The sequence below is a fragment of the Brenneria sp. L3-3C-1 genome (assembly GCF_016456245.1).
In the GTDB taxonomy this organism is placed as follows: domain Bacteria; phylum Pseudomonadota; class Gammaproteobacteria; order Enterobacterales; family Enterobacteriaceae; genus Brenneria.
This window is the reverse complement of sequence record NZ_JAEMHF010000001.1, coordinates 940,900-967,896: the sequence shown is the minus strand read 5'-3', so window position 1 is coordinate 967,896 and position 26,997 is coordinate 940,900. Positions and strand designations below refer to the sequence as shown.

Genomic DNA, 26,997 nt, shown 5'->3' with positions numbered 1-26,997 from the left:
GGCGGGGTGATTAGTTCAGTTCCGGCCAGTAGTCGCGGTTGGCCTCAATCAAGTCATCCAGAATCGCCTTGGCTACGCTGGCGCTCGGTACGGTTTTCGACAGGCTGATGGCCTGCCACAGTTTTTGATAAGAGTGTTCCTCCCAGGCCTCTACCACCAGTTTTTCCACCGCCACCTGCTGGCTCATCAAGCCTTTCTGGAAGGTGGGGATAGCGCCCACCTGCAACGGTTCCGGCCCGTTACTGCCGACCAGGCAGGGAATTTCCACCATCGCATCGTCATCAAAATTATTGATCGCCCCGTTGTTCTCCACGATCAGCAGCATCCTTTCCTGGGTATTAAAGGCGATGGCCCGGGCCAAATCGACGATATAGGAGGCGTGTTCGTCAATTTCAAGATCGCCCGCCGCGCCGGAACGGGCGTTGATAATCGCATTACAGGCGCCGAAAACATGTTTTTCACGACCGGCCATCACCTCATTGGCGCGGGTATATTCGGGGTTGGAATGCGCCACCACATAGTCGGGGAAAAAATAGTATTTCAGGTAGGTGTTTGGCAGCGTTTGCGGATCGAGGGCGCAAACATCTTTCGCCTTGGCAAAGGTATCATTCCAGCTCGGCTCAATGTTGGTGTCGCTGGTTTGCGGAATATAGCCATATTTCGCCACGTGTTCGCGTATTTTCGGCAGCAGTTCGTTGCCGTCTTTATCCTGAATGGAAGTCCACCAGCCAAAGTGGTTCAGCCCGTAGTAACGGACTTTCATCTCCTTACGCGATTTCAGACCGATGATTTCCGCCATCCGTCCCTCGATGCCGATCGGCATATCGCAGATATTGAGGATCTTGGCCTGCGGGCGCAGTTTTCGCGTCGCTTCCGCCACAATCGCCGCCGGGTTTGAATAGTTCAACATCCAGGCCTGCGGCGAATATTTTTCCATATAATCCACCAGTTCCAGCACGCCGCCGATGGAGCGCATACCGTAGGCAATCCCGCCCGGGCCGCAGGTTTCCTGACCGACCACGCCGTGACGCAACGGGATTTTTTCATCCAGCTCGCGCATGGGGTATTTCCCGACGCGAATATGCGCCATTACGAAATCCACATCGCTAAAAGCTTCTTGCGGATCGGTGGTGTAGCTGAACGCGATATCCGGCGCTTGCTCCTTGAGCAGGATCTTGCAGGCTTCGGCGATGGTTTCCTGTCTTGCGCCGTCATTGTCATAAAATTTCAAGCTGCCGATAGGAAAGCGATCCTGATTCTGTAGCAGCATAAGGACGATACCCGGGGTAAAGGTGCTGCCGCCGCCGGCGATAACGATTGAGAATTTTTTCATGAGTGAACCTCCGTAAGACGTGAATGTTGCATCAGATTTTCCAGACGATCGCGAACCTGCGGAACCGACAGGCCGACGATAATTTGAATAGCGTTACTGTTACGCACGACGCCGTGCGCGCCGAGCTGGCGGAATACCTCATCAGGCTGCATCAGCGCGGGATCGGCAAGGGTGATGCGTAAGCGTGTGGCGCAATTGGCCAGGGTGACGATATTGGCCGTTCCGCCCAGCGCATCCAGGTAAGCCTGCGCTTGTTGAAGTTGAACAACCGCTTGATTGGCCTGCTTATTACGTAGATCCGCTTTGTAGTAAAGTTTGACTTCGCTGTCTTCGCGGCCCGGCGTTTTGATGTTGAAACGCAGAATCACGCTGCGGAAGATGAGAAAGTAGAGGAACGAAAACGCGACGCCGATGCCGATCTGGAGCACCATGTTCATCGCATGGTGATGAAACATCGGCAGCCAGTTTTGGGTGACGATTTCAATCAGTCCGCCCCCCATATTGCCGACGATGCCCATCATGTACATTATCGTAGCCATGGTCGCGGCCAGAATGGCGTGAATGGCAAACAGGAATGGGGCGATAAATAGAAAGGTAAACTCCAGCGGTTCGGAGATCCCCACCAACGCCGAGGTTAACGCGGCTGGAATAAGCAGGCCGGCGATCTTGGACTTATTCTCCGCGCTGGCGGTCGAATAGATGGCAGCGGCGATACCGATAGCGCCGAATATTTTTGAATTTCCGTGCAGGGCGAATCCTCCCACGGGAAACAGCTCTTTCAACGGAAGCGTGGATTGGCTGAAGGCCTGGATATGCTCAATCCAGCTGATCTGAATCCCGTTCTCCACCGCCGCCGGGCCGAAGATAAACGGTCCGTAGATAAAATGGTGCAGGCCGGTCGGGATCAGAATGCGTTCTAAAAAGGTATATACCCAGACCCCTAACGCGCCAGACGCCAGCATTAAGTCTTGCAATGACGAAATTCCCATTTGAATTTTCGGCCAAATAAGCAGGGTTAACCAAGCGGCGGGGATCATAATAAGGAAGCTAATCATCGTTACATAAGCCGTTCCCTGAAATATACCGAGATAAACCGGTAATATTTTCTCGTAAAAACGATTATGAATCGCCGTTATCAGACCGGAAATAGCAATAGCGCCAATAATACTGGTGTCCAGCGTTTTTATTCCGGCAATCGTGGTTAATCCGCTGACGCCGCCGACCTCAACGCTGAAATCAACATTAAAATAGCCGCCCCATTGCGTCGCCATCGCCTGAATCAGATAATTGAAGGTGAGGTAAGATACCAGCGAGGCCAGGCAGGCTCTGGCCGGCGCCCGATCGGCAAGGCCGATGGGCAGGCTGACGGCGAATATCAGCGGCATATTACGGAATATCGTCCATCCGCCTTCTTCAATAACATAAACGATCTGAAAAAATAGACTGTCCGGGTTGGCTAATTCGCCGACAAACATCGGATTGCTCAACACAATGGCAATGCCGACGATAATACCGGCGAAGGGGAATAATAAAACAGGAGTAAACATCGCTCCACCAAATCGTTGGATTTGACTTAGCATGGTATTGTCCTTCATTGTAATTTACATAGGGTGATATTATTTTTTTCTGTAAATAGGAATTCGTTTCCTGTGCGTTGAGAATATGAATATTCGCATCGGCGAGTCGCAAATTAACCAGAGATTTGTGAGCCGGGTCATGAATTGGTGATAGCCTGAGTGGTCTGCTTTTTTGCTTTGTTGCAGATCTCTGGCGGCGGGAAAGGGTGCAGAAGAAAAGGTTTCAATCTAACGCTATGATAAAAATAGTGATTTAGAAATGGATACGGGCAGCATAAAGGCCAAACAGGCGGAATAGAGGTCTAAAAGTGATCTACAAATCTATCGCGGAACAGCTCCGTTCGCGGATAAATTCAGTTGAGTTTAGCGCGGGAGACGCCATTCCGGCGGAAAAGGCGCTGGCGGCGCAGTTCAGTGTTTCACGGATGACGATCCGTAAGGCCATTGAGATCCTGGTAAAGGACGGTTTATTGCAGCGCCGTCATGGCAGCGGTACGTATATCCAGCAAAAAGACTTCCAGCATGAGAGCCGGGCGTTGAACAGTTTTGCCGAGCATATGCGCCGCATCGGGCGAACCGCCCAGAATGAAGTGGTGGATTTTCGCATTATCCCGGCGCCGCCTTCCATCGCCAGTCAACTGCGTTTGCGGGTCGATGAGAAAATCTATTTTTCCCGGCGGGTGCGTTTTATTGATGAAAAACCGCTGATGGTTGAAGACAGCTACCTGCCGGTGAAGCCCTTCCCCGAGTTATCGATCAAGCATTTACAAGGCTCTAAGTTCGCTTACATCGAAGATGAAAAGCACATCGTGATTGCCGGCTGTTATGAAACCTTTTCCCCGGTGCTGGCGGATGCGTCCGCTGCCAGGCTGTTGCGCGTAAAGGACGGTTCGCCGCTATTGCAAATGACCTCATTAACGCAATCCGTCGAAGGGGCTTACCTTGATTTTTCCATCATGCTTTGTAACGTGAATAACTATCAGGTGAACTTTTATATGCAGCGCAACAAACTTGCCCTGTGAGGCGAGGGAAACGACGGCTTGGCCGCAAACGCAAGCCGGCTAGCCCATCAGGCTAGCCGGCTCGGGATTTAAGCTTAATACCGTCAGGATGGCGGATTAATTAAGCTGGTAAATGCCCGCCTGCCACGGTTGCAGTTCAAGTTTGGTTGCATTTGGCTGCACGGCGTCTTTCATGCCGCTCTCCACTACGGCTTTTTTGATCGACAACTCAGCGGGCAGCGCATAGTCGATCGGCTGCTCCTTGAAGTTCACCACGATCAGATATTTGTCGCCGTTAAGAATGCGGGTGTAGGCATAGACATCATTATTGGCGGGATCGAGATCCTGAAAAGCGCCATAGGTCAGTGCCGGGGTCGCATGTCTGATGGCAATCAACTGACGATAGAAGTTATACACGGAATCCGGATCTTTGGCTTGATCGGCGGCGTTAATCTCTTTGTAGTTGGGGTTAATGCGGAACCACGGCGTGCCATCGGTGAAGCCGGCATTCTTGCTATTGCTCCACTGGAACGGCGTACGGCTATTATCGCGGCTGGTCTGTTTCACATTCTCCAGAAACTCATCCGGCTTCGCTTTCCCGGTTTCAACAAAGTCCTGCCAGAAGCCTTTCACTTCAATATCATCAAACTCGTCGATATTTTGGAAAGGATAGTTGGTCATCGCCAATTCCTCCCCCTGAAAGATAAACGGAGTAGCGCGCTGGGTTAATACCAACGTCGCCAGCGCTTTGGCTGAAAGGGCGCGCCACTGCGGACGATCGTCGCCAAAGTGTGAGACGGCGCGCGGGTTGTCATGGTTGCCGAGAAAGAAAGTATTCCAGCCGTATTCCCCGGCCATGTCCACCAGCCGATTGTTTATCTGCCGGAACTGAGACAATGTCCAGTCATGGTGCCGCCATCTTTCCTCAACCGAGCGGTCGAGACGGATCAGATCGAAGGAAAAAGCCATATCGAGTTCCTTACGACGCTGGTCAATAAACGGCGCGGCTTCTTCAATCGGCACGCCGAAAATTTCGCCGGCGGAAACCAGATCATTTTTTGCCAGCACCTTCTGATGCATTTCCTGAATATAACGGTGAAGATTAGGCCCCTGAGTGTAGGTGTAGGCGAAGTTTGCCCGTTGCTCGGGAGTGAGGTCGGGAAAAGCCGGATTTTTCGAGAACGTGGCGACGGTATCCATCCGCAGACCAGACACCCCTTTATTAACCCAGAAGCGCAGCATGTCGTAGATATCTTCACGCACTTTGGGATTATCCCAGTTCAGATCGGGTTGTTGAATACCGAAGTAATGCAGATAGTATTGATTCGTCGCGTTATCTTTCTGCCAGGCGGAACCGCCAAAAAAGGAGGGATAATTATTGGGCGGATTGCCGTCCTTACCGTCGCGCCAGATATAATAGTCACGATAAGGATTATCTTTCGATTTTCTGCTTTCCTGGAACCAATGGTGCTCAGCGCTGGAGTGATTGACCACAACATCAATCATGAGGCGCATATCGCGTTTTTTCATTTCAGAAATAAGGCGATCGAAATCCTCCATATTTCCGTATTCTTTCATTATCTTGCGATAGTCACGAATATCGTAACCATTATCCACATTGGGAGAGTCGTAATGGGGATTAATCCAGATAGCGTTGATACCAAGATCTTTTAAATAATCCAGCTTTTCGGTAATCCCTTTAAGATCGCCGATACCATCGCCATTGCTGTCTTTAAACGAGCGTGGATAAACCTGATAAAATACGGCCTCTTTCCACCAGGCCGGGCGAGCGGATACGCCATCATTAATCGCGATGACTGACGAGTCATCATCTGCATTATTCTGCGGCTGCGCACTGCATAATCCAGAAAAAGTTAACCCCGCCAGTAATGCGATACTAATATTTAAACGTCTTTTAACCATAGTCATATATTACTCATAATTAGTTATGATATAGAATTATTTTCTATCGAAATTAGCCGAATATTGGCTGCGGGGAAGTCTTACAGCGCAATCAGTTACGGTCAACTTATAATTGCAAATGTAATTTTTATTCTCAATAACTATTGTAATTCCGTGATGGCAAAGTAGTCATAAGATTAATAATTAAAACTGATGTTAAAAAATAAAAATCATTATTAGCAGGTTTATTATTTAACGGCCTCCTTGCCGTAATAAATTTAAAGTCATATCGACTGTATTTTCCGTATTAATACATACGGCGACTCATACCAAGAATATCGATGATTTTGGCGGAAATTTCTTCTACAGAATAATTGGTGGTATTGATGTATTTAATCTGATGTTTGCGAAACAGGGCTTCGACTTCGCTGATTTCCATACGGCACTGGCGCAGAGACGCGTAACGGCTATTGCCTCTGCGCTCTTCACGGATCGCCGCCAGCCGCTCAGCATCGATGGTCAGGCCGAACAGCTTGTGCTGGAAAGGTTTCAGCGCGTCGGGCAGACGTAGATTATCCATATCATCGGCGATAAAAGGATAATTGGCGGCCCGAATACCGAATTGCATCGCCAGATAAAGGCTGGTCGGCGTTTTACCGCAGCGTGATACACCGAGCAAAATGACCTGGGCCTGATCGAGATTACGCAATGAAATACCGTCGTCATGCGCCAACGTATAGTCGATGGCGGCGATGCGCGCCTCATATTTACCCAGATTATTGGCGGTCAGACCATGAGTTCGGTTTGCCACATGGGTGGGGGCGATATTCAGTTCTTTTTGTAACGGCGCGACCAGCGCTTGCACGATGTCCTGACAAAATCCCTCGCTGCTGATAATAATGTCACGCACGGTAGGGGTAACAATCGAATAAAATACCAGCGGGCGTAAACCACTCTGCCGGTATGACTGATTAATTTGTTCACGAACGGCTTTGGCCCGAGTTTCACTTTCAACGAAAGGTAAAGTATAACTCACGGTATTCACCGGAAATTGTGACAGCACCGCATGGCCGAGCACTTCTGCCGTAATCGCCGTACCGTCTGAGACATAAAATACGCTTCTTTCCACCTGAACCCCTTATGGTGTTTTCTACAATAAAGCACTACTTCACCAAAGTTACATTTTTAAATACTTTTATTGAAACGATATTTCATCATTTCAATGATAAAAATAACATTCTTTTACACTATTGCATTTTTATCGTGTTAATCAATTATTGGCGATTAAATTAGTTTTTTTTATAGGTTGATCGATTCACCTGTCCCTGATTTATAAAACGCTATGCTACCCTGATTAAGTTGAGACAAATTCTCAATCAAACGCTTTCAAACCCTAATTGTATGCAGAAAGGATTATTTCCGATGTCCAATAACGGCCCTGATTTGCGTAATGTCCTCTGGTATAACCAACTCGGAATGCACGACGTTGAGCGGGTGGGCGGCAAAAATGCCTCTCTGGGTGAGATGATTACCAACCTTTCAGAACTCGGCGTCGCCGTTCCCAATGGTTTTGCGACAACGGCACAGGCGTTTAATGATTTTCTTAATCAAAGCGGAATCAATCAGCGCATCTATACGTTGCTGGATAACACCGATATTGATGATGTGAGTCAATTGGCGAAAGCCGGTACGCAGATCCGTCAGTGGATTATTGATACGCCATTCCAGCCTGAACTTGAGAATGCGCTTCGTGATGCGTACCGGCAATTGGCCGACGGTGAAAAAGAAGCCTCGTTTGCCGTGCGTTCTTCCGCAACGGCGGAAGATATGCCGGACGCCTCGTTCGCCGGGCAGCAGGAGACTTTCCTGAATGTACAGGGCATCGAAGCGGTGATGATCGCCGTGAAGCACGTCTTTGCCTCCCTGTTTAACGATCGCGCCATTTCCTACCGCGTGCATCAGGGATACGACCATCGCGGCGTCGCGCTGTCGGCCGGCGTGCAGCGGATGGTGCGTTCCGATCTGGCCGCCGCGGGGGTAATGTTTACCATTGATACGGAGTCCGGATTTGATCAGGTGGTATTTATCACCTCCGCCTACGGTTTAGGGGAGATGGTGGTGCAAGGGGCGGTTAACCCGGATGAGTTTTATGTGCATAAGCCCACATTGCTCAACAACAAGCCGGCCATTGTTCGCCGCAATATGGGGTCGAAGAAAATCCGCATGGTTTATGCCGACAGCCGGGAGCATGGCAAGCAGGTGAGGATTGAAGATGTTCCCGAGCAGCAGCGTAGCCGTTTCAGCCTGACGGATGACGAAGTGCAGGCGCTGGCGCGCCAGGCGTTGCTGATCGAGCGGCACTACGGCCGGCCGATGGATATCGAATGGGCGAAGGATGGTCACAACGGCGAGCTGTATATCGTTCAGGCGCGCCCGGAAACGGTTCGATCCAATGGCCAGGTGATGGAGCGCTATCATTTGCCCTCCGGCGGCAACGTGCTGGTTGAGGGGCGCGCCATCGGCCATCGTATCGGCGCCGGCGAGGTCAAGGTGATTCATGACATCGGCGAAATGCATCTCATCAATGCGGGCGATGTGCTGGTTACGGACATGACCGACCCCGACTGGGAGCCGATCATGAAAAAAGCGGCGGCCATCGTAACCAACCGCGGCGGGCGTACCTGTCATGCGGCCATCATTGCCCGTGAGCTGGGGATCCCGGCGGTCGTCGGCTGCGGAGACGCCACCGAACATCTGCATAACGGGCAGAAAGTGACCGTGTCCTGTGCCGAAGGGGACACCGGCTATGTCTATCAGGATCTGCTCGATTTCACCGTCAAAAGCTCACAAATCGATGAAATGCCGGATTTACCGCTGAAAATCATGATGAACGTCGGCAACCCCGATCGGGCCTTTGATTTCGCCTGTTTACCGAACGAAGGCGTCGGGCTGGCGCGTCTGGAGTTCATCATCAACCGGATGATTGGCGTGCATCCACGCGCATTACTGGAATTTGATCAACAATCGCCCGAGCTGCAACGCGAAATCAAAGCGCTGATGAACGGTTATGACGATCCGGTGGAGTTTTATGTCGGCCGGTTGACGGAAGGCATTGCCACGCTGGCGGCGGCGTTCTCGCCGAAACGGGTGATCGTGCGTTTATCCGACTTTAAATCCAACGAGTATGCGAATCTGGTGGGCGGCGAACGCTATGAGCCGGAAGAAGAGAACCCGATGCTGGGCTTCCGCGGCGCGGGCCGTTACGTCTCCCCGGATTTTAAAGACTGCTTTGCGCTGGAGTGCGATGCGGTTAAACGGGTACGAAACGATATGGGGCTGAAGAACCTGGAGATCATGATCCCGTTCGTGCGCACGGTTGAGCAGGCGGAAGCCGTGATTGAAGAGCTGGCTCGCCAGGGGTTACGCCGTGGCGAGGACGGGCTGAAAATCATTATGATGTGCGAAATTCCGTCCAATGCGCTGCTGGCGGACGCGTTTCTGCAACATTTTGACGGCTTCTCCATCGGTTCAAACGACATGACGCAATTAGCGTTGGGGCTGGATCGCGATTCAGGCGTGGTGTCCGCGCTGTTTGACGAACGTAATGATGCGGTGAAGGCATTGCTGTCAATGGCGATTAACGCCGCTAAAAAACAGGGTAAATATGTCGGCATCTGCGGTCAGGGGCCGTCGGATCATGAAGACTTCGCCATCTGGTTGATGGAACAGGGCATTGATAGCCTGTCCCTGAACCCGGATACCGTGGTGCAGACCTGGTTGAATTTGGCTGAACACCAGAAGTAATTGAGTGATGCCCCTCCCAGCCTTTGTGCCAGGGGCATCACGCTCAAACCCGCTCTCAGAGAAGGCGGGTTTTTTACTGTGCAATCAGGAAAGAGCTGAACTGCGGCGTCATCACGGCATTAAAACCGTTGTCGGTTTTGGTGATCAGGTAAACGGCCAATCCTTTTTGCTCCGCCAGTTTCAACGCTTTTTCACTGCCCATTACCATTAATCCGGTATCCCAACCGTCGGCTTCCAACGCCGTTTGCGCGATAACGGTCACCGAAACCAATTGGTGGGCGATCGGCTGCCCCGTGGCCGGGTCAATGACATGGGAATAGCGTTTGCCGTCCTGCTCAAAGTAATTGCGGTAGCTGCCGGCTGTGCTGATGGCGTATCCCTGTAAATCGACGGCCGCCTGCATGGCATTTTCCCGGTCGGTCGGTTTCTGGATCGCCACGCGCCAGGGGATGCCTTCGCCATTGACGCCTCGGCTGGATATCGCTCCGCCGACGGAAACCAGATAGTTGGTAATGCCTTTGCGCGCCATCAACTGCGCCAGCACATCGGCGCCATAGCCTTCGCCCAGCGTCGATAAATCGACATACAGATCGGGCAGATCTTTCTGTATCCATTCGCCATGCTCATCGCTGATTAGCTTCAGATGATTCAGCCCGACGTTTTGCCTTGCCAAATCAATCTGCTGCCGGCTGGGGATCTGCACCGGCCGTTTATCCGGCCCGAATCCCCACAGATTGACCAGCGGGCCAACGGTAATGTCCATCGCGCCGCCGGTTGCTCTGCCGATACGCTGGGCGGCCAGAATGATATCCGCCATGCCGTTGCTGATGGGCTGGGGGGCGGAACCGCGATATTGGTTAAATTGCGATAGCGTTGAATCTTTACGGTAGGTCGAGATCTCGTTGTTTGCCTGTTCCAACAAACCGTCGATCTCCTGCTGAAGCTGCTCCTTGCTTTCCGTCAGTTCGCCACTGATTTTTACGCTGTAAAACGTCCCCATCGTTTTTCCTTCAATGGTCAGCAACGGACGTGATGTGGTCTGCGGCGCGTTATCGCAGGCCGTAAGCAGGCTGAGCAAGCCGCCCAGTATTAATCCCTTAATAGTAAGATTAGTCATGAAAAAACTCCCAGGAACAAAGCAACCTGCTAACAAATAAAGCAAAGTACGTGAAATGCAAATAGCAGATTGACAAAAACCTGGCTGGCCGCAATTTATTCGCCATAAAAAAACGCCGGGAGCGTTTTTCAACGTCACCTAGTGGCGGCGCGGAGGGTGGCGGGCAGGGATAGCCCGCCATAAAAAAAAAGCCCATCTCATGGGATGGGCAAAGACTACACACAGCAATTCGTTACTAACTCTGACGAGGAGGAAACCTCATTGACAAACAGTAGGTTAAAACTAGCTCCGATATACATGCTAGGGATTATGCCCGTCGGAGTCATTAAGAATCATCCTAATGGTTAATTGTTTTTTAATATTTGAAGGGGAAAAAGAAGGCGGATTTCAGTGAAATTGAACTAATAATGTAAAATAAGTAAAATTTTTAGGAATAATCCCGTAAAAACGCAGGCTAAACATTAAATTTATTTATCAATTAAGGTGCCACGAGAGAAATTCCCGTGGCAATGGATGGCGTTTGACGACGGTCACTCTTTAGTGATGTTGGGATTAAGAGGATCGCGAGTGATCACGCCGGGTTCCGGGATTTCCCGCATCCAGGCGAAAAGCAGGCGATAGGACACGGCAAGCACCACCGGCCCGATAAATAGCCCAATCATGCCAAAAGCCAATAATCCGCCGATCACGCCGCACAGAATCAGCAGCAGCGGCAGGTCGGCGCCGAGGCGAATCAATACCGGGCGGATGAAGTTATCAATGGTGCCGACCACGCAACTCAAGACCAGCAGCACCGTCCCCCAGGTGGTATCCCCGCTCCAGTAAAGCCAGATAATGGCCGGGATCAGTACCGGAAGCGGCCCCAACTGCACCAGACAGAACAGAAACATCAGTACGGTCAGCAGAGTGGTATAGGGGATTCCGGAAATGAACAGCCCGAGGCCGCCCAACAGAGACTGAACAATGGCGGTCACCACTACGCCCAGCGCCACCGCGCGAATGGATTGGGCGGCCAGAATGACCGCGGTATCGCCCCGTTCATGCCCGAGACGAATCGCGAAGTGGCGTACCGATTTGGCGACGGCTTCCCCTTTGTAGTAGAGCAGTGCGCTGAATACCAGCATCAGGGCGCAGTGCATCAGGAAGCGGCCGACATGCGCGGCCTGAGCCACCAGCCAGGTCGCCGTTTTGCCGACGTAAGGCTGCGCTTTGGCAAACAGGCCGCTGCCGCCGCTTTGCAGCAGGGTTTGCCAACTGTTGTACACCCGGTCTCCAACCAGTGGAATCGACGTCAGCCATTCCAGCTTCGGCGGTGAGAAATTTTCCTGGCTGGCCGCCCAGTTCATTAATGCCGAGCTGTTATCGATAGCGCTGCCGACCAGTATGGCGATCGGCATCACGAACAGCAGGATCAGCAGTAGCGTCATGGCGATAACGGCCAGAGAGCGACGCCCCCACAGCAGATTTTGAAGTTTGATTAACAACGGCCAGGTTGCAATCACCACCATGCTGGCCCAGGCAAAGCCTAAAATGAAAGGCTGAACGACCCAAAAACAGGCAATGATCATGATGGTAATAAACAGCAGGCTAAACAATATCCTGGCCAGGTCGAAACGCTGTTGTTGAGATTTTCTTATCAATGAATAGTACCTCTGTAAGTAGACATAATGTCTGAAAGCAACGCCGCTATAGCAAGGCGATGGAAACGGCGATGATTTATCATGAGATATTTCCGTAGTTTTTGACAGTCTGTTGAACATTTTGTCGGTCAAACAGTATAAACCCAATACTCAATGTGTTTTTTATCGATCCAGCGGCGCGACCAGGGGAAATATGATAAAACGTATTAAGTCTGCTGGTTGGATAAACGGAAAGCGGGATTTCAGGGATAGCTAGCGTAAATCATTCATTCACCGGCACCTAACGTCATATTGGCAAACATTTCTTTATTGTACGGACAGGGTCAAAAGATAATGATCCCACAGATCTCTCAGTCACCCGGGCTGGTTCAGCCGGTACTTAATTTTTTGGAAGCATTGAAACAAAATGGATTCACCGGCGATACTGCGACAAACTACGCCGATCGCCTGACGATGGCGACAGATAACAGTATTTATCAGCTATTGCCGGATGCCGTTGTTTTTCCCCGCTCCACCGCCGATGTTGCAATTTTGACGCGTCTGGCCGGTGAGGAACGCTTTCTCAGTCTGACATTCACGCCCCGTGGAGGCGGCACCGGAACCAACGGCCAGGCCCTGAACCGGGGCATTGTGGTGGATATGTCACGCTACATGAACCGCATTCTGGAGATTAACCCGGAGCAGGGGTGGGTAAGGGTCGAGGCGGGGGTGATCAAAGACCAGCTAAACCAGTATCTCAAACCTTTCGGTTATTTCTTTGCCCCTGAATTGTCCACCAGCAACCGGGCGACGCTGGGCGGCATGATTAATACCGATGCCTCGGGACAAGGCTCGCTGGTCTACGGCAAGACGTCCGATCATGTGCTGGGTCTGCGGGCTCTGCTGCTGGGTGGCGAAATGCTGGATACCCAGGCGATGCCGGTTGAACTGGCGGAGCAACTGGCGCGGGAAGACTCCCCGATGGGGCGGATATACCGTACCGTGCTCCACCGCTGCCGTGAACAGCGTCAGTTGATCCTCGATAAATTCCCCAAACTGAACCGTTTTCTGACCGGCTACGATTTGCGCCACGTTTTCAGCGACGACCTGCAAACCTTTGACCTGACGCGTATCCTTACCGGATCCGAAGGGACGCTGGCGTTTATTACCGAAGCCAAACTCGATATTACGCCGTTGCCGAAAGTGCGGCGGCTAGTCAATATCAAATATGACTCTTTCAATTCAGCCCTGCGCAATGCGCCGTTCATGGTGGAGGCGAAAGCGCTGTCGGTCGAAACCGTCGACTCCCGGGTGTTAAATCTGGCGCGCGAGGATATTGTCTGGCACTCCGTCAGCGAATTGATCACCGATGTTCCCAATCAGGACATGCTGGGGCTGAACATCGTCGAGTTTGCCGGTGATGACGAGTCCCTGATTAACCAGCGGGTGACCACGCTGTGTGAACGGCTGGATGCGCTGCTGGCGGCCGGTGAGGCGGGCGTCATCGGTTATCAAACCTGTAACGATCTGGCGGGCATTGAACGCATTTACGGCATGCGCAAGAAAGCGGTCGGTTTGCTGGGCAACAGCAAAGGGCTGGCTAAGCCGATCCCGTTTGCCGAAGATACCTGCGTGCCGCCGCAGCATCTGGCGGACTATATCGTTGAATTCCGCGAGTTGCTCGATAGCCATAATCTGACCTACGGCATGTTCGGTCACGTGGATGCGGGCGTTTTACATGTGCGTCCGGCACTGGATATGTGCGATCCGCGGCAGGAAATGCTGATGAAGCAGCTTTCCGATCAAATCGTCGCCCTGACGGCGAAATACGGCGGCTTGCTCTGGGGCGAGCACGGCAAAGGGTTTCGCGCCGAGTACAGTCCGGCGTTTTTTGGCGCCGAGCTGTATGCCGAATTGCGCCGCATCAAAGCGGCGTTCGATCCTGACAACCGCCTGAATCCGGGTAAAATCTGCGCGCCGCTGGATGTCGATGCGCCGATGATGAAAGTCGATGCCGCCAAGCGCGGAACCTATGATCGCGTCATTCCGTTGGCGGTTCGCACGTCGTTTCGCGGCGCGCTGGAGTGTAACGGCAACGGGCTATGCTTTAATTTTGATGCCCGCAGCCCGATGTGCCCGTCGATGAAAATCACCGGCAACCGGATTCATTCGCCGAAAGGGCGGGCGACGCTGGTGCGCGAGTGGCTGCGTTTGCTGGCGGAGCAGGGGGTCGACCCGGTAGCGCTGGAGAAAACGCTGCCGCAGCAGAAACTCAGCCTGCGCGCGCTAATCCAGAAAACCCGCAATACCTGGCATGCCCGACAGGGAGAGTATGATTTTTCTCATGAGGTAAAAGAGTCGATGTCGGGGTGTCTGGCGTGTAAAGCCTGTTCGACGCAGTGCCCGATTAAGATCGACGTACCCGGCTTCCGCTCCCGCTTCCTACAGTTGTATCACACCCGCTATTTACGCCCGGTGAGGGATTATCTGGTGGCCGGGGTGGAAAGCTATGCGCCGCTGATGGCGCGCAGTCCGAAAACGTTTAACTTCTTTTTGAAAATGCCGTGGGTGAATGCGCTGAGCCGCAGACAGATCGGCATGGTCGATCTGCCGCTGTTGTCTTCTCCGTCGTTGCGCCAGCAGTTTGCCGGCCACCGCGCCAGTACCACCACGCTGGAACAGTTGGAAAAACTGTCCGCGCAGCAACGCCGGCAATATGTGTTAATCGTGCAGGATCCGTTTACCAGCTATTATGATGCGCAGGTGGTGGCCGATTTTGTTCATCTGGTGGAAAAACTGAAGCTGAAACCCGTGTTGCTGCCTTTCTCGCCGAACGGCAAGGCGCAGCATATTAAAGGTTTTTTGCACAGCTTTGCGAAAACCGCCGCCAAAACGGCCGACTTTCTCAATCGCGTGGCGCAATTGGGCATGCCGATGGTCGGTGTCGATCCGGCGCTGGTGCTGTGTTACCGCGACGAATACCGTGAAATTCTGGGGGATAAACGGGGTGACTTTAACGTGCAACTGGTGCATGAGTGGCTGATGACCTCGCTGGCGGAAAAAACACCGCAGGCCGCCACCGGCGAATCCTGGTATCTGTTCGGGCATTGCACGGAAACCACTGCGTTGCCGGCCAGTACCCAGCAGTGGGCGGATATTTTCTCCCGCTTCGGCGCCCGACTGGAAAACGTCAGCGTCGGCTGTTGCGGCATGGCGGGAACCTATGGGCATGAAAGCAAGAATCTGGTGAATTCGCAGGGGATCTATGCGCTGTCCTGGCAACAGGCGTTGCAGAAGTTGCCGCAAAAGCGTTGCCTGACCACCGGGTATTCCTGCCGTAGTCAGGTGAAGCGCATGGAAGGTAGCGGCTTGCGTCATCCGTTACAGGCCTTGCTGGAGATTATCTGATGCTTTGGAAACGGCCGATGACCCTCGAACAACTCAATCAGCAAAGTCAGGGATGTATGATTGGTCATCTTGGCATCCGCTACACGCGGATAGCCGACGATCATCTGGAGGCGGTGATGCCGGTGGATCATCGCACCCGCCAGCCGTTTGGCTTGCTGCACGGCGGGGCTTCGGTGGTGCTGGCCGAGTCGCTTGGCTCGGTGGCCGGCTATCTGTGCACCGAGGGGGAACAGCAGGTGGTGGGGATGGAAGTCAATGCCAATCATCTGCGCGCGGTGGTTGACGGTGAAGTGCGCGGCGTGTGTCGCGCCTTGTACACCGGGCGGCGCAATCAGGTCTGGCAGATTGATATTTTCGACGGTCAGAATCGCCTGTGCTGCACGTCGCGTCTGACAACCGCGGTGATCACCCCGTAGCACGGCGTCAATCAACCGGTCGACAGACGAGCGGCGTGTCGGGCGCGGCCGGTTAACTCCGATTCAGATCGCCCGGGCATAAAGTTGTTTGCGCCGGGCGAGTTGAGTCGTCACGCGCTATCGATGATCAGGGTAAAAAAGCCACCCGTTTAACGAAATCGGTCTGAAAGGCGGTGGCTTTATCCCACGATCCCTGCATGCTCAACTGGTGGCAGATCGACTTCAGCGTATTGCGCGCAAAGTAGTAACTCTGAACCCGGAAGAGGTGGCAGCGCTTTTCATTATTTATCTCTTTAATCAGCCGGTTGTGCAATTTTACCAAGGCGTGTAAATAGCTGTCGTCATCGCCATTTCTCAGACATAAATCGACCATCTCCATACAGGCGTTATGATAGCGTCTCAGATGATCGAGATGGCTGCCCGGTCGGTTCAGGCGCGCCTCCGCCATATAGAAATCCACGGTGGCGTCCCGGATTTGAAATTTATATTCGTCAATCTGATATTGCAGCCAGGCATTCACGGAAAGCATGGTTCTCAATCCTGAATAGTAAATGATAATCATTATCATATTTATAAAAATAGTCTGGATCAATGGGGAAAACGCGCTTACCGACAAAAAACTTCCGGGAGAAGTTTTTGACGTCGCATCAGCGACGGCCGCAAGGGGGCGGCCAGGGACGGCACGCCCCAAAAAACTTCCGGGAGAAGTTTTTGACGTCGCGTCAGCGACGGTTCGGCGCAAAAATTGGCCGACGATGAAATTAAATCATCATTAACTTCTCCTGTTTTATAAATAGGTATCTTCGATGAATGTTATACTAATGATAATGAATTGATAATTTCCGCGCATGAGATAGCATGGTCGGAGTGTCTATTAGTCCTTATTTATCAGCTTGTTGGCTTTGATTTTTTTCGCGATTTCGGCCGGATTAGCCGAATGCGTCAGGGCGGTTATCGCCGCTGAAAATGAAATGTTACGAATAGCCCTGCGAAACAAGAGGTTGAAGCTATATCTATTATCACTAACATTAGGGGAAACCAGCCTGAAACTGGTACCAAACGTAATGAGGTATGCCTTATGCAAACGGAAAATGTAGGAACTTTTTCTCTGGATGAGAATGTCTGGCAAGGACTGACGCTGACGGATAGCGCAGCAGCACAGATAAAAAATTTAATGCAGCAGGATGCCGCCGTAAAGGGCTTGCGGCTTGGCGTTAAGCAATCCGGTTGCGCCGGGTTCGGCTATGTGCTGGATCTGGTGCGTGAACCCGAGACGGATGACTTACTGTTCGAACGCGACGGCGCAAGGCTTTATGTACCGTTAAAGGCGATGCCTTTTATTGATGGCACCGAGCTTGATTTTGTCCGTGAAGGGCTGAATCAGGTGTTCAAGTTTAATAATCCCAACGCTCAGCATGCCTGCGGATGTGGCGAGAGCTTCGGCATTTAAGTGATGAAAATTATGGCACGTAGCACAGTAGATGTACCTGATGATGTTCAGATCTGGATGGGTGACGGGCGTTATAAAGAAGGCTTCTTCACCGAACTGGCGACGGATGAACTGGCGCACGGCATCAACGAAGACGTTGTCCGGGCGATTTCAGCGAAACGCAATGAGCCGGAGTGGATGCTGGAGTTTCGGCTTAACGCCTATCGGGCGTGGCTGGAAATGGAAGAACCTCACTGGCTGAAAGCCCATTACAAGGAACTGGACTATCAGGATTATAGCTATTATTCCGCGCCGTCCTGCGGCAGTTGTGATGATACCTGCGGCTCTCAGCCGGGCGCGACGCAGCAATCGGGCATTACCGACGTCAATAATTACCTGACCAGCGAAGTGGAAAACGCCTTTAATCAACTGGGGGTGCCGGTGCGGGAAGGCCAGTCGGTGGCGGTTGACGCCATTTTTGACTCCGTTTCCGTGGCGACGACCTACCGGCATGAACTGGCGGAGCAGGGGATTATTTTCTGTTCCTTCAGCGAGGCGATTCAAGAGCATCCGGAGTTGGTTCGTCAGTATCTCGGCAGCGTGGTGCCGTCGAACGACAACTTCTTTGCCGCGCTGAATGCGGCGGTGGCCTCCGACGGCACCTTTGTCTATGTGCCGAAAGGCGTGCGCTGTCCGATGGAGTTGTCCACCTATTTCCGCATTAACGCGGCGAAGACCGGGCAGTTCGAACGCACGATCCTGATTGCCGATGACGACAGCTACGTCAGCTATATTGAGGGCTGTTCGGCCCCGGTGCGCGACAGCTATCAGCTGCATGCCGCCGTGGTTGAAGTGATCATCAATAAAAACGCCGAAGTGAAATATTCCACCGTGCAGAACTGGTTTGCCGGTACGGAGGCCGAAGGCGGGATCCTGAACTTCGTGACCAAACGGGCGCTGTGCGCCGGCGAACATGCCAAGATGTCGTGGACGCAATCGGAAACCGGCTCGGCCATCACCTGGAAATATCCCAGCGTGATTTTGCGCGGCGACAATTCGGTCGGCGAGTTTTTCTCTGTGGCGCTCACCAATGGCCGTCAGCAGGCGGATACCGGAACCAAAATGATTCATATCGGTAAAAATACCCGTTCGACCATTATCGCCAAAGGGATTTCCGCCGGCCACAGTGAAAACACCTATCGCGGGCTGGTGAAGATTATGCCGAGCGCCACCAACGCGCGTAATTTCACCCAGTGCGATTCCATGCTGATTGGCAGCGATTGCGGGGCGCACACTTTCCCCTATGTGGAAGTGCGAAACAACACGGCGCAACTGGAGCATGAAGCGACGACCTCGAAGATTGGCGACGATCAGCTGTTTTACTGCCTGCAACGCGGCATCAGCGAAGATGACGCCATCTCGATGATCGTCAATGGTTTCTGTAAGGACGTTTTCTCTGAGCTGCCGCTGGAATTTGCCGTAGAGGCGCAAAAATTACTGGCGATTAGCCTGGAACATAGTGTGGGTTAATTCGTCGGCTACCGATGCTTTTCATCGGTCACGAAAATGATGAGCGTCACAAGGTGTAAGACGCCTGAAGGATAGAGCATGTTAAGTATTGAAAATTTGAAAGTCAGTGTCGAAGGCAAAGAGATCATCCAGGGTCTTAACCTCCAGGTTAAGCCGGGCGAAGTCCATGCCATTATGGGGCCGAACGGCTCAGGGAAAAGCACGCTCTCCGCTACGCTGGCGGGCCGTGAAGAGTATGAAGTGACCGACGGCGCGGTAAGTTTTAAAGGCAAGGATTTGCTGGAATTGGATCCTGAGGATCGGGCCGGTGAAGGCATTTTTATGGCGTTTCAATATCCGGTGGAAATCCCCGGCGTCAGCAACCAGTTTTTCCTGCAAACCGCGGTCAACGCCGTGCGTAAGTACCGGCAGTTGGAGCCGCTGGATCGTTTTGATTTCGCCGACTTTATTGAAGAGAAAATCCAGTTGCTGAATATGCCGGCGGACTTGCTGACCCGTTCCGTCAATGTCGGGTTCTCCGGCGGCGAAAAGAAGCGTAACGACATTTTGCAAATGGCGGCGCTGGAGCCGGATTTATGCATTCTGGATGAAACCGATTCCGGGTTGGATATCGATGCGCTGAAAATTGTCGCCAACGGGGTGAATTCGCTGCGCAACCAGCAGCGCGCCTTTATTATCGTTACGCACTATCAGCGCATTCTGGATTATATCAAGCCGGATTACGTCCACGTGCTGTATCAAGGGCGTATCGTGAAATCCGGCGATTTCTCGCTGGTGAAACAGTTGGAGGAGCAAGGCTATGGCTGGCTTACCGACCAACAATAAAACCGCTGCCAAAGCAGGCATCGAACAGAAACAGGAAAAAGCCTTACGGCAGTGGCATAACCTGTTTGAAACCTACAGTACCCGGCGATCGGCAGAGGCCCACCGGCACTGGCAGGAAGTGCTGCGCCTGGGATTGCCGCATCGCAAACATGAGCACTGGAAATATACGCCGCTGGACGGTCTGCTGGCGCACGAATTTGTTGCCGCCGGCACGCCGCAGGTTGACGACGCAACGCTGAATGCGCTGGCGCTGCCGGTCGACTGCTGGCGTCTGGTGTTTATTGACGGGGTGTTCAATGCCGAGCTTAGCGATACGCAGTGGGGGCCTTATCAGGTCGAAACCAATGGGGATCGCAGTCAGTACAAACTGCCGGCGGCAATCCAGCCGGACGTGTTTCTGCACCTGACCGAAAGCCTGGCGGTGGAAACCCTGTTGATTCGCTTGAGCGCCGGTCAACAGGCGGAAAAACCGCTGTATTTGCTGCATATCGGCAGCGGTCGGACGCCGGCGTCCGAGTTGAATACCGTGCACCACCGTTATCATCTGGACGTCGAGCGCGGCGCCGGCGCGCAGATTATCGAACATTATGTCAGTCTGGACGAACAGGCGCATTTTACCGGCGCGCGCTTGACCATCAATGCCGCGGAAAACAGCCGGGTCAGCCATATCAAACTGGCGTTTGAAGCGGCGGCCGGCTATCACTTTGCGCATAATGATTTGGTGCTGGCGCGTGATGCGCAGGTTCGCAGCCACAGCTTTTTGTTGGGCGCGGGCCTGACGCGCCACAACACCAGCGCCCAGCTTAACGGTGAAGGCACCAATCTGGTGATGAATAGCCTTATCCTGCCTGTCGGCAGCGAGGTTTGCGATACCCGCACCTATCTGGAACATAATCAGGGTTATGGTGAAAGTCGCCAGTTGCATAAAACCATTGTCAACGATCGCGCCAAAGCGGTGTTTAACGGTATGATCAAAGTCGCCCCCCACGCGCTGAAAACCGACGGTCAGATGACCAACAATAACTTGCTGCTGGGGCGGCTGGCCGAAGTGGATACCAAACCGCAGTTGGAAATCTATGCCGACGATGTGAAATGCAGTCATGGCGCCACCATCGGCCGTATGGATGATGAGCAACTGTTTTATCTGCGTTCGCGCGGCATTACCCAGCAGGATGCGCAACAGATGATTATCTTTGCTTTTGCCGCGGAACTGACGGAAGCCATTGCCGATGAATCATTAAGAGAGGTGATCTTGAAGCGTATCGCGCTGCGCCTGCCGAACGCGCAGGACGATTTATTAAAGGCAGAGCTATGAGTTATCCAATCGAACAGATTCGGGCCGATTTTCCGCTGTTGGCGACAGAAGTGAACGGGCAACCGTTGGCTTATCTGGACAGCGCCGCCAGCGCGCAAAAACCGCAGGCGGTGATCGATCGGGAACTGGCGTTTTACCAGCATGAGTATGCCGCCGTTCACCGTGGCATTCACACCCTTAGCGCACAAGCCACCAGCGCGATGGAAGCGGTGCGCGAACAGATTGCTTCGTTCATTAATGCCGCGTCGGCAGAAGAGATCGTCTTTGTGCGCGGCACGACGGAAGCCATTAACCTGGTGGCGAACAGCTATGGACGCACGTTCCTCCAGCCCGGCGACAACCTGGTTATCACCGAGATGGAGCATCACGCCAATATCGTTCCCTGGCAGATGCTGGCGCAAGCGCGCGGCATTGAAGTCCGCGTATTGCCGCTGACGGCAGAGGGGACGCTGGATGTGGCTAAGCTTCCGGCATTGCTGGACGAGCGCACCCGCCTACTGGCCGTCACCCACATTTCCAACGTACTGGGCACCCTGAACCCGGTTAAACAGATTATCGCCCAGGCAAGAGCCGTCGGGGCGGTGGTTCTGGTGGATGGCGCCCAGTCGATTATGCATCAGCCGATTGATGTGCAGGATCTGGATTGTGACTTTTTTGCCTTTTCGGGACATAAAATCTACGGCCCCTCAGGAATTGGCGTGCTGTATGGCAAAAGCGCGCTGTTACAGGCGATGCCGCCGTGGGAAGGCGGAGGAGCGATGATCCGTCAGGTTAGCCTGCGCACCGGCACCACCTACGCGGACGCCCCCTGGCGTTTTGAAGCCGGTTCGCCGAATACCGCCGGCATCATGGGGTTGGGCGCGGCGCTGAGTTACGTCACGGCGCTGGGGCGCGAGTCGATCCAGCGCTATGAATCTTCTCTGATGCGTTATGCGCTTGAAGCCTTGACCCAGGTGCCGGATCTGACGCTGTACGGGCCGGCTGAGCGACAGGGCGTGATTGCGTTTAATCTGGGGCAGCACCATGCCTATGATGTCGGAAGTTTCCTCGATCAGTATGGAATTGCGATTCGCACCGGTCACCACTGCGCGATGCCGCTGATGGAACACTATGGTGTTTCCAGTATGTGCCGCGCGGCGCTGGCCGTTTATACTACACGCGAAGAAATTGACCGGCTGGTCGCCGGGTTGCAACGTATCCATCGATTACTGGGTAACTAACAGACGTTTTGTTGCCCGGGGAGGAAAAAATGGCAAGTCTGCCGGATCCGCAGAAATTAATCCGTAATTTTTCGCGCTGTCATAATTGGGAAGAGAAGTATCTTTATATCATTGAGCTGGGCGCCCGTCTGGAAGCGCTGCCGGATGCGTGGCGGCAGGCTGAAAACTTGATTTCAGGCTGTCAAAGTCAGGTGTGGATCGTCATGGAGCGTGACGAGCGCGGCCTGGTCACGCTGCATGGCGACAGCGACGCCGCCATCGTGAAGGGGCTGATTGCCGTGGTATTCAGTCTTTATCAGGGGTTGAGCGCACCGGAGATCGTGGATCTGGACGTGCGTCCTTTCTTTCAGGAATTGGCATTAAGTCAGCATCTGACGCCGTCCCGCTCGCAGGGATTGGAAGCCATGCTACGGGCGATCCGGGCGCACGCGGCGCGATTATCCTAGCGTTGGCTACTCATCGGTGATCTCGACAGAAAAAGCGCCGGGTCGGCAAGCCTGGCGCTTTTTTGTTTTTATATAAGCTTAACATTCTGATATTTCAGAATTAGTCCCGTAGATTTATTTTCGGCGCAATTTTATTCTGGCGTTGATTTTGTAAAGAATTGAATATCAATACATTGATTTTTAAATCAAATATTATTTTGTTACAACAATGCTAATATAGCAGGAGCGGATACTGGTCTCTGACAAGAGAACCAGGCATCGTCTGTTAAACCGACACCAGAGCCATGATGTAGGAAACTTCGTATGAAACGCGCGTTAACTTTACTTGGTATGGTATTTGCCACGTATCTGGCAGGCAGCGCAGCCGCCAGTGCGACGGAATATCCATTGCCGCCGCCAAACAGTCGTCTTATCGGTGAGAATATCGCTTATACGGTTCCCAATGACGGGCGCCCGCTGGAAGCGATTGCCGCTGATTTCAAAATTGGCTTATTGAACATGATGGAAGCCAATCCCGGAGTCGACCCTTACCTGCCGACCGCCGGTTCGATATTAACCATCCCGACGCAGATGCTGCTGCCGGATACGCCGCGAGAGGGGATCGTGGTTAACCTTGCGGAACTGCGGCTCTATTATTATCCGAAAGGCAAGAATACCGTTATCGTGTATCCTATCGGGATTGGGCAACTGGGGCGTAACACGCCATTGATGACTACCACCATCAGTGAGAAGCGGGCTAACCCGACCTGGACGCCGACGGCAAATATTCGCAAGCACTATCTTGAAGAGCAAGGCATCACGCTGCCGGCGGTTGTACCGGCGGGGCCGGATAATCCGATGGGGCTGCATGCCCTGCGTCTCGCGGCGCACGGCGGCGTTTACCTGTTGCACGGCACCAATGCCAATTTTGGTATCGGTATGCGCGTCAGTTCGGGCTGTATTCGTTTGCGGCCTGATGATATCAAGGCGCTGTTTGACAATGTGCCCACCGGTACGCGCGTACAAATCATCAATGATGCGATTAAGACCTCTGTGGAACCGGACGGTAAACGTTACATAGAAGTGCATCAGCCGTTGTCCAAGTCGGATAAAGACGATCCGCAGACAATGCCGATCGCGATTACGGCCAAAACCAAAAAATTCACCGATGCAGAAGATACCGACGCTAAAACCGTAGCCGAAGCCATCTTCCGCCGTTCCGGAATGCCGATACTGGTTAATGTCGGTCAGGACATTAATACCTATCAGGAACCCATACAGTCGGCTTCTGAGGGCGCTGAGACGCTACAGGGCGCGCCAATTACGGCTCTCTCATCGCCGGAGCCGGTTAATCACCCGGCGGCGGGGGTTCAGTAACGACGGGATTTGAAGCCATGCGGGGCGCACGCTATTCGCGCCCTGATAAACGCAAACAATGTGAAGTGAAAATTTGCAAAAAAAATGGCGCACACTGTGCGCCATTTTCACTACTTAACCAGTTCGATTACTTTTTGTAAGTGCGAACTTGGTTGTCCAGACGCTGGTTAGCACGAGCTGCGTCGTCTTTAGCAGCCTGTACGTCAGAGCGGATTGCGTTCACGTCGTTGCTCAGCTGATCAACTTTAGCGTTCAGAGTCTGAACGTCAGAAGACAGTTGGTCAATTTTAGCGTTGCTGGAACAACCGGCCAGCAGAGTAGAACCCAGGATTACCGCGCCCAGTACCAGTTTAGTACGATTCATTATTAATACCCTCTAGATTGAGTTAATCTCCATGTAGCGTTACAAGTATTACACAAACTTTTTTCTAATGAGAATAAATTTTTGATGAGAACATGCTTAATTTTGCTTGTTCGCTCAAAGAAGCAGCGGGTTTTACAGAACAATGAAAAAAGTAAGGAAAACAGCCGCATTTCCATCGGAAAACTCTGAGCTTTTGGGCGTTGAAATGCGGTGTTAAACAAAAGCATTTATTGGGTTGCCAGAATAAGTTTGGTCACCACTGAATATAAAAAAAGCGCCGGTGACGGCGCTTTTTTAACGTTGTACGCGACGCGCTGATTTACAGGCGGTGTACCGATGCGGTATTGGTGGTGCCGCTTGGCACTAATGCGCCTGAAACCATGACCACAACGTCGCCTTCCTGAGCATAACCGCTGTTCAGAGCCGCTTCTTTACCGATACGATAGAAATCATCGGTAGAGGCGATTTCTTTTACCAGCAGCGTGTCGACGCCTTTACTCAGCAGCAACTGGCGGGCAGTCACTTCATTGGTCGTCAGCGCCAGGATCCGCGCGTTCGGGAAGTATTTACGAATGGACTTGGCGGATTTACCGCCGCTGGTGGCGACAACGATTAAAGGCGCATCCAGCTTCTCGGCGGTATCGACGGCGCCGCGGCACACAGCCTCGGTAATGCGCAGCTTGCCGACGGTTTTGATGCTTTCCAGACGGGGTTTCATGACGGTGTCGGTGCGTTCGCAGATGGTGGCCATGATGGTCACTGATTCCAGCGGATATTTCCCTTTGGCGCTTTCGCCAGACAGCATGACGGCATCTGTGCCATCAATGATGGCGTTCGCGACGTCGCCGGCTTCCGCGCGGGTAGGGCGCGGGTTTTTGATCATCGAATCCAGCATTTGCGTCGCAGTGATAACCACTTTGCGCGCCAGATTACATTTCTCGATCATCATTTTCTGCGCGAAAATAACTTCTTCAACCGGGATCTCAACCCCCAGATCGCCACGCGCGACCATGATGCCGTCGGAAGCTTCCAGAATTTCGTCGAAATTATTCAGACCTTCCTGGTTTTCAATTTTAGAAATGATCTGAATGTGTTCGCCGCCGTGTTCTTTCAGATGCGCGCGAATTTCTTCAACGTCGGAACGTTTACGGATAAAGGAGGCGGCAACAAAGTCAACGCCTTGTTCGCAACCAAAAATCAGATCGCGTTTGTCTTTTTCCGCCAGGGCCGGCAACTGGATAGAGACGCCCGGCAGGTTAACCCCTTTGTTTTCGCCCAGATCGCCATTGTTTAACACTTTACAGACGACTTGATTGCCGTTAATGGCCGTGACTTCCATGCCGATCAAACCATCATCAACCAGTACGGTATTCCCGACGCTCAAATCTTCAGTGAAGCCCGCATAGGTAACGGCAACGCATTCCTTATTGCCAATGACGCTTTGGTCGGTGGTAAAGGTAAACGTTTGACCGGCGCTCAGAGAAACATCCGCTCCGTTTTCCAGCTTCATAGTACGGATTTCCGGCCCTTTGGTATCCAACAGAATGGCTGCCTGCTGACCGGTTTTTGCCAGCACTGCGCGCAGATTCTTGATGCGTTGACCGTGTTCAGCGTAATCCCCGTGCGAAAAGTTCAGGCGCATAACATTCATGCCGGCGTTCAGCATGTTGCTCAGCATCTCTTCTGATTCTGTTTTAGGCCCGATGGTGCAAACAATTTTTGTCTTTTTCATACGATAGCTTCTACAAGTTGTGGTGGATAAAAAAACGATTGAACCGGTGGTTGCGATAGGTTTACCGCCGGAAAGAATGTACTTGAAAACAGTCTGAAAGAGATAAGTATAATAGACGATGAAGCACATGACCGATTATCGCGCATAATCAACGGGATAAGGGCAAGCGATGCCTTTGATAATAATTTTAATGATAGTGGCACGTTACTTAGCTGAAACCATTCAATTAAAACAACGTTCCGTATTATAGTTATTAGTCAATGAGAAACAAGCTGGTTGTAGGCATCAAATTGCATATTTTGGCCGGTTTACGCAAAAAAACTGACGATTTGTGTCTTTTACCGAGCTTTGTTGCGCAACCGCCCAAAAAATCACCGCTGCGCAAGGGCGGTATCGGTAAGCTCAATACGTCATAGAGTGACATGGATCACCTTTTTCTTTAGTAATGAAAAGAAGATGTAAATAAAATGTTTCCTGTCGATCCGTATCTCGTTTCTGCTTGGACAAGGTTGAGAAGAACCCGATAAGTGGCATTTACGCTACTTCAGGATAGTGACATCAGCGCGGATAAACGTATTTTTCTGGCGAAAAGTATGCGGCATT

20 protein-coding genes and 1 other RNA gene are annotated in these 26,997 nt (G+C 52.4%); 11 read left to right on the top strand and 10 right to left on the bottom strand.

What is annotated here, in order from left to right; genetic code table 11:
* Positions 1-10: 10 nt before the first annotated feature.
* Together JG725_RS04275 and JG725_RS04270 are read right to left on the bottom strand one after the other, a co-directional pair.
* Positions 11-1,333 (bottom strand): 6-phospho-alpha-glucosidase, encoded by a 1,323-nt coding sequence (locus JG725_RS04275; protein ID WP_172289253.1) that lies wholly within the window; start codon positions 1,331-1,333, stop codon positions 11-13.
* Positions 1,330-2,913, bottom strand: coding sequence for an alpha-glucoside-specific PTS transporter subunit IIBC (locus tag JG725_RS04270; protein ID WP_199376757.1), 1,584 nt, complete (start codon positions 2,911-2,913; stop codon positions 1,330-1,332). The genes JG725_RS04275 and JG725_RS04270 overlap by 4 nt, the downstream gene beginning before the upstream one ends.
* 305 nt (positions 2,914-3,218) lie before the next feature.
* On the opposite strand from JG725_RS04270, the gene JG725_RS04265 reads away from it, so the two are divergent.
* Positions 3,219-3,932 (top strand): GntR family transcriptional regulator, encoded by a 714-nt coding sequence (locus tag JG725_RS04265; RefSeq protein ID WP_199376755.1) that lies wholly within the window; start codon positions 3,219-3,221, stop codon positions 3,930-3,932.
* Between the two features lie 96 nt (positions 3,933-4,028).
* Here JG725_RS04265 and JG725_RS04260 read toward each other — a convergent pair whose 3' ends face one another.
* On the bottom strand, positions 4,029-5,840 hold the full coding sequence (locus JG725_RS04260) for an alpha-glucosidase (RefSeq protein WP_370541587.1): 1,812 nt from the start codon (positions 5,838-5,840) through the stop codon (positions 4,029-4,031).
* A gap of 280 nt (positions 5,841-6,120) precedes the next feature.
* The gene (locus JG725_RS04255) at positions 6,121-6,942 is read right to left on the bottom strand and encodes a pyruvate, water dikinase regulatory protein (protein WP_172289256.1); all 822 of its coding nucleotides are present in this window, start codon (positions 6,940-6,942) and stop codon (positions 6,121-6,123) included.
* Between the two features lie 293 nt (positions 6,943-7,235).
* Here JG725_RS04255 and ppsA point away from each other — a divergent pair, with 293 nt between their 5' ends.
* On the top strand, positions 7,236-9,617 hold the full coding sequence (gene ppsA / locus JG725_RS04250; RefSeq protein ID WP_199376753.1) for a phosphoenolpyruvate synthase: 2,382 nt from the start codon (positions 7,236-7,238) through the stop codon (positions 9,615-9,617).
* Positions 9,618-9,690: 73 nt separating this feature from the next.
* On the opposite strand, the gene apbE is transcribed toward ppsA, so the two are convergent.
* From apbE to ydiK, 3 genes are all read right to left on the bottom strand, one after another.
* Positions 9,691-10,734, bottom strand: a complete 1,044-nt coding sequence (gene apbE, locus JG725_RS04245; RefSeq protein ID WP_199376751.1) for an FAD:protein FMN transferase ApbE — start codon at positions 10,732-10,734, stop codon at positions 9,691-9,693.
* A 180-nt stretch (positions 10,735-10,914) separates the two neighbouring features.
* An RNA gene (gene rprA / locus JG725_RS04240) (antisense sRNA RprA) lies at positions 10,915-11,026 on the bottom strand.
* 238 nt (positions 11,027-11,264) lie between these two features.
* Positions 11,265-12,374, bottom strand: coding sequence for an AI-2E family transporter YdiK (ydiK, locus tag JG725_RS04235; protein WP_199376749.1), 1,110 nt, complete (start codon positions 12,372-12,374; stop codon positions 11,265-11,267).
* A gap of 333 nt (positions 12,375-12,707) precedes the next feature.
* Here ydiK and JG725_RS04230 point away from each other — a divergent pair, with 333 nt between their 5' ends.
* Both JG725_RS04230 and menI read left to right on the top strand, forming a co-directional pair.
* Positions 12,708-15,761, top strand: coding sequence for an FAD-binding and (Fe-S)-binding domain-containing protein (locus JG725_RS04230; RefSeq protein WP_199376747.1), 3,054 nt, complete (start codon positions 12,708-12,710; stop codon positions 15,759-15,761).
* Positions 15,761-16,177: a 1,4-dihydroxy-2-naphthoyl-CoA hydrolase gene (gene menI, locus JG725_RS04225; protein WP_172289261.1), complete on the top strand. Its 417-nt coding sequence runs from the start codon at positions 15,761-15,763 to the stop codon at positions 16,175-16,177. The genes JG725_RS04230 and menI overlap by 1 nt, the downstream gene beginning before the upstream one ends.
* Before the next feature lie 127 nt (positions 16,178-16,304).
* Here menI and JG725_RS04220 read toward each other — a convergent pair whose 3' ends face one another.
* Positions 16,305-16,706, bottom strand: coding sequence for a hypothetical protein (locus JG725_RS04220; protein ID WP_172289262.1), 402 nt, complete (start codon positions 16,704-16,706; stop codon positions 16,305-16,307).
* Positions 16,707-17,255: 549 nt separating this feature from the next.
* Between JG725_RS04220 and sufA the strand changes: the two genes are divergently transcribed.
* From sufA to JG725_RS04185, 7 genes are all read left to right on the top strand, one after another.
* Positions 17,256-17,627, top strand: a complete 372-nt coding sequence (gene sufA / locus JG725_RS04215) for a Fe-S cluster assembly scaffold SufA (RefSeq protein ID WP_199376745.1) — start codon at positions 17,256-17,258, stop codon at positions 17,625-17,627.
* Positions 17,628-17,639: 12 nt separating this feature from the next.
* Positions 17,640-19,136, top strand: a complete 1,497-nt coding sequence (sufB, locus tag JG725_RS04210; RefSeq protein WP_172289264.1) for a Fe-S cluster assembly protein SufB — start codon at positions 17,640-17,642, stop codon at positions 19,134-19,136.
* Positions 19,137-19,214: 78 nt separating this feature from the next.
* Positions 19,215-19,961: a Fe-S cluster assembly ATPase SufC gene (gene sufC, locus JG725_RS04205; protein WP_199376743.1), complete on the top strand. Its 747-nt coding sequence runs from the start codon at positions 19,215-19,217 to the stop codon at positions 19,959-19,961.
* Positions 19,936-21,276 carry a Fe-S cluster assembly protein SufD gene (sufD, locus tag JG725_RS04200; RefSeq protein ID WP_199376741.1) on the top strand — a complete coding sequence of 447 codons (1,341 nt, stop codon included), beginning with the start codon at positions 19,936-19,938 and terminating at the stop codon, positions 21,274-21,276. Before sufC ends, sufD begins: the two co-directional genes overlap by 26 nt.
* Positions 21,273-22,496 carry a cysteine desulfurase SufS gene (sufS, locus tag JG725_RS04195; protein ID WP_172289267.1) on the top strand — a complete coding sequence of 408 codons (1,224 nt, stop codon included), beginning with the start codon at positions 21,273-21,275 and terminating at the stop codon, positions 22,494-22,496. The genes sufD and sufS overlap by 4 nt, the downstream gene beginning before the upstream one ends.
* Before the next feature lie 29 nt (positions 22,497-22,525).
* Positions 22,526-22,942 (top strand): cysteine desulfuration protein SufE, encoded by a 417-nt coding sequence (gene sufE, locus JG725_RS04190; RefSeq protein ID WP_199376739.1) that lies wholly within the window; start codon positions 22,526-22,528, stop codon positions 22,940-22,942.
* A 303-nt stretch (positions 22,943-23,245) separates the two neighbouring features.
* Positions 23,246-24,298, top strand: a complete 1,053-nt coding sequence (locus JG725_RS04185) for a L,D-transpeptidase family protein (RefSeq protein WP_199376737.1) — start codon at positions 23,246-23,248, stop codon at positions 24,296-24,298.
* Positions 24,299-24,425: 127 nt separating this feature from the next.
* Here the strand turns inward: JG725_RS04185 and JG725_RS04180 are convergent, their stop codons facing one another.
* Complete coding sequence (locus tag JG725_RS04180; protein ID WP_005970385.1) at positions 24,426-24,662, bottom strand: major outer membrane lipoprotein; 237 nt, start codon at positions 24,660-24,662, stop codon at positions 24,426-24,428.
* Positions 24,663-24,981: 319 nt separating this feature from the next.
* Positions 24,982-26,394: a pyruvate kinase PykF gene (gene pykF / locus JG725_RS04175; RefSeq protein ID WP_172289270.1), complete on the bottom strand. Its 1,413-nt coding sequence runs from the start codon at positions 26,392-26,394 to the stop codon at positions 24,982-24,984.
* Between the last annotated feature and the right edge of the window lie 603 nt (positions 26,395-26,997).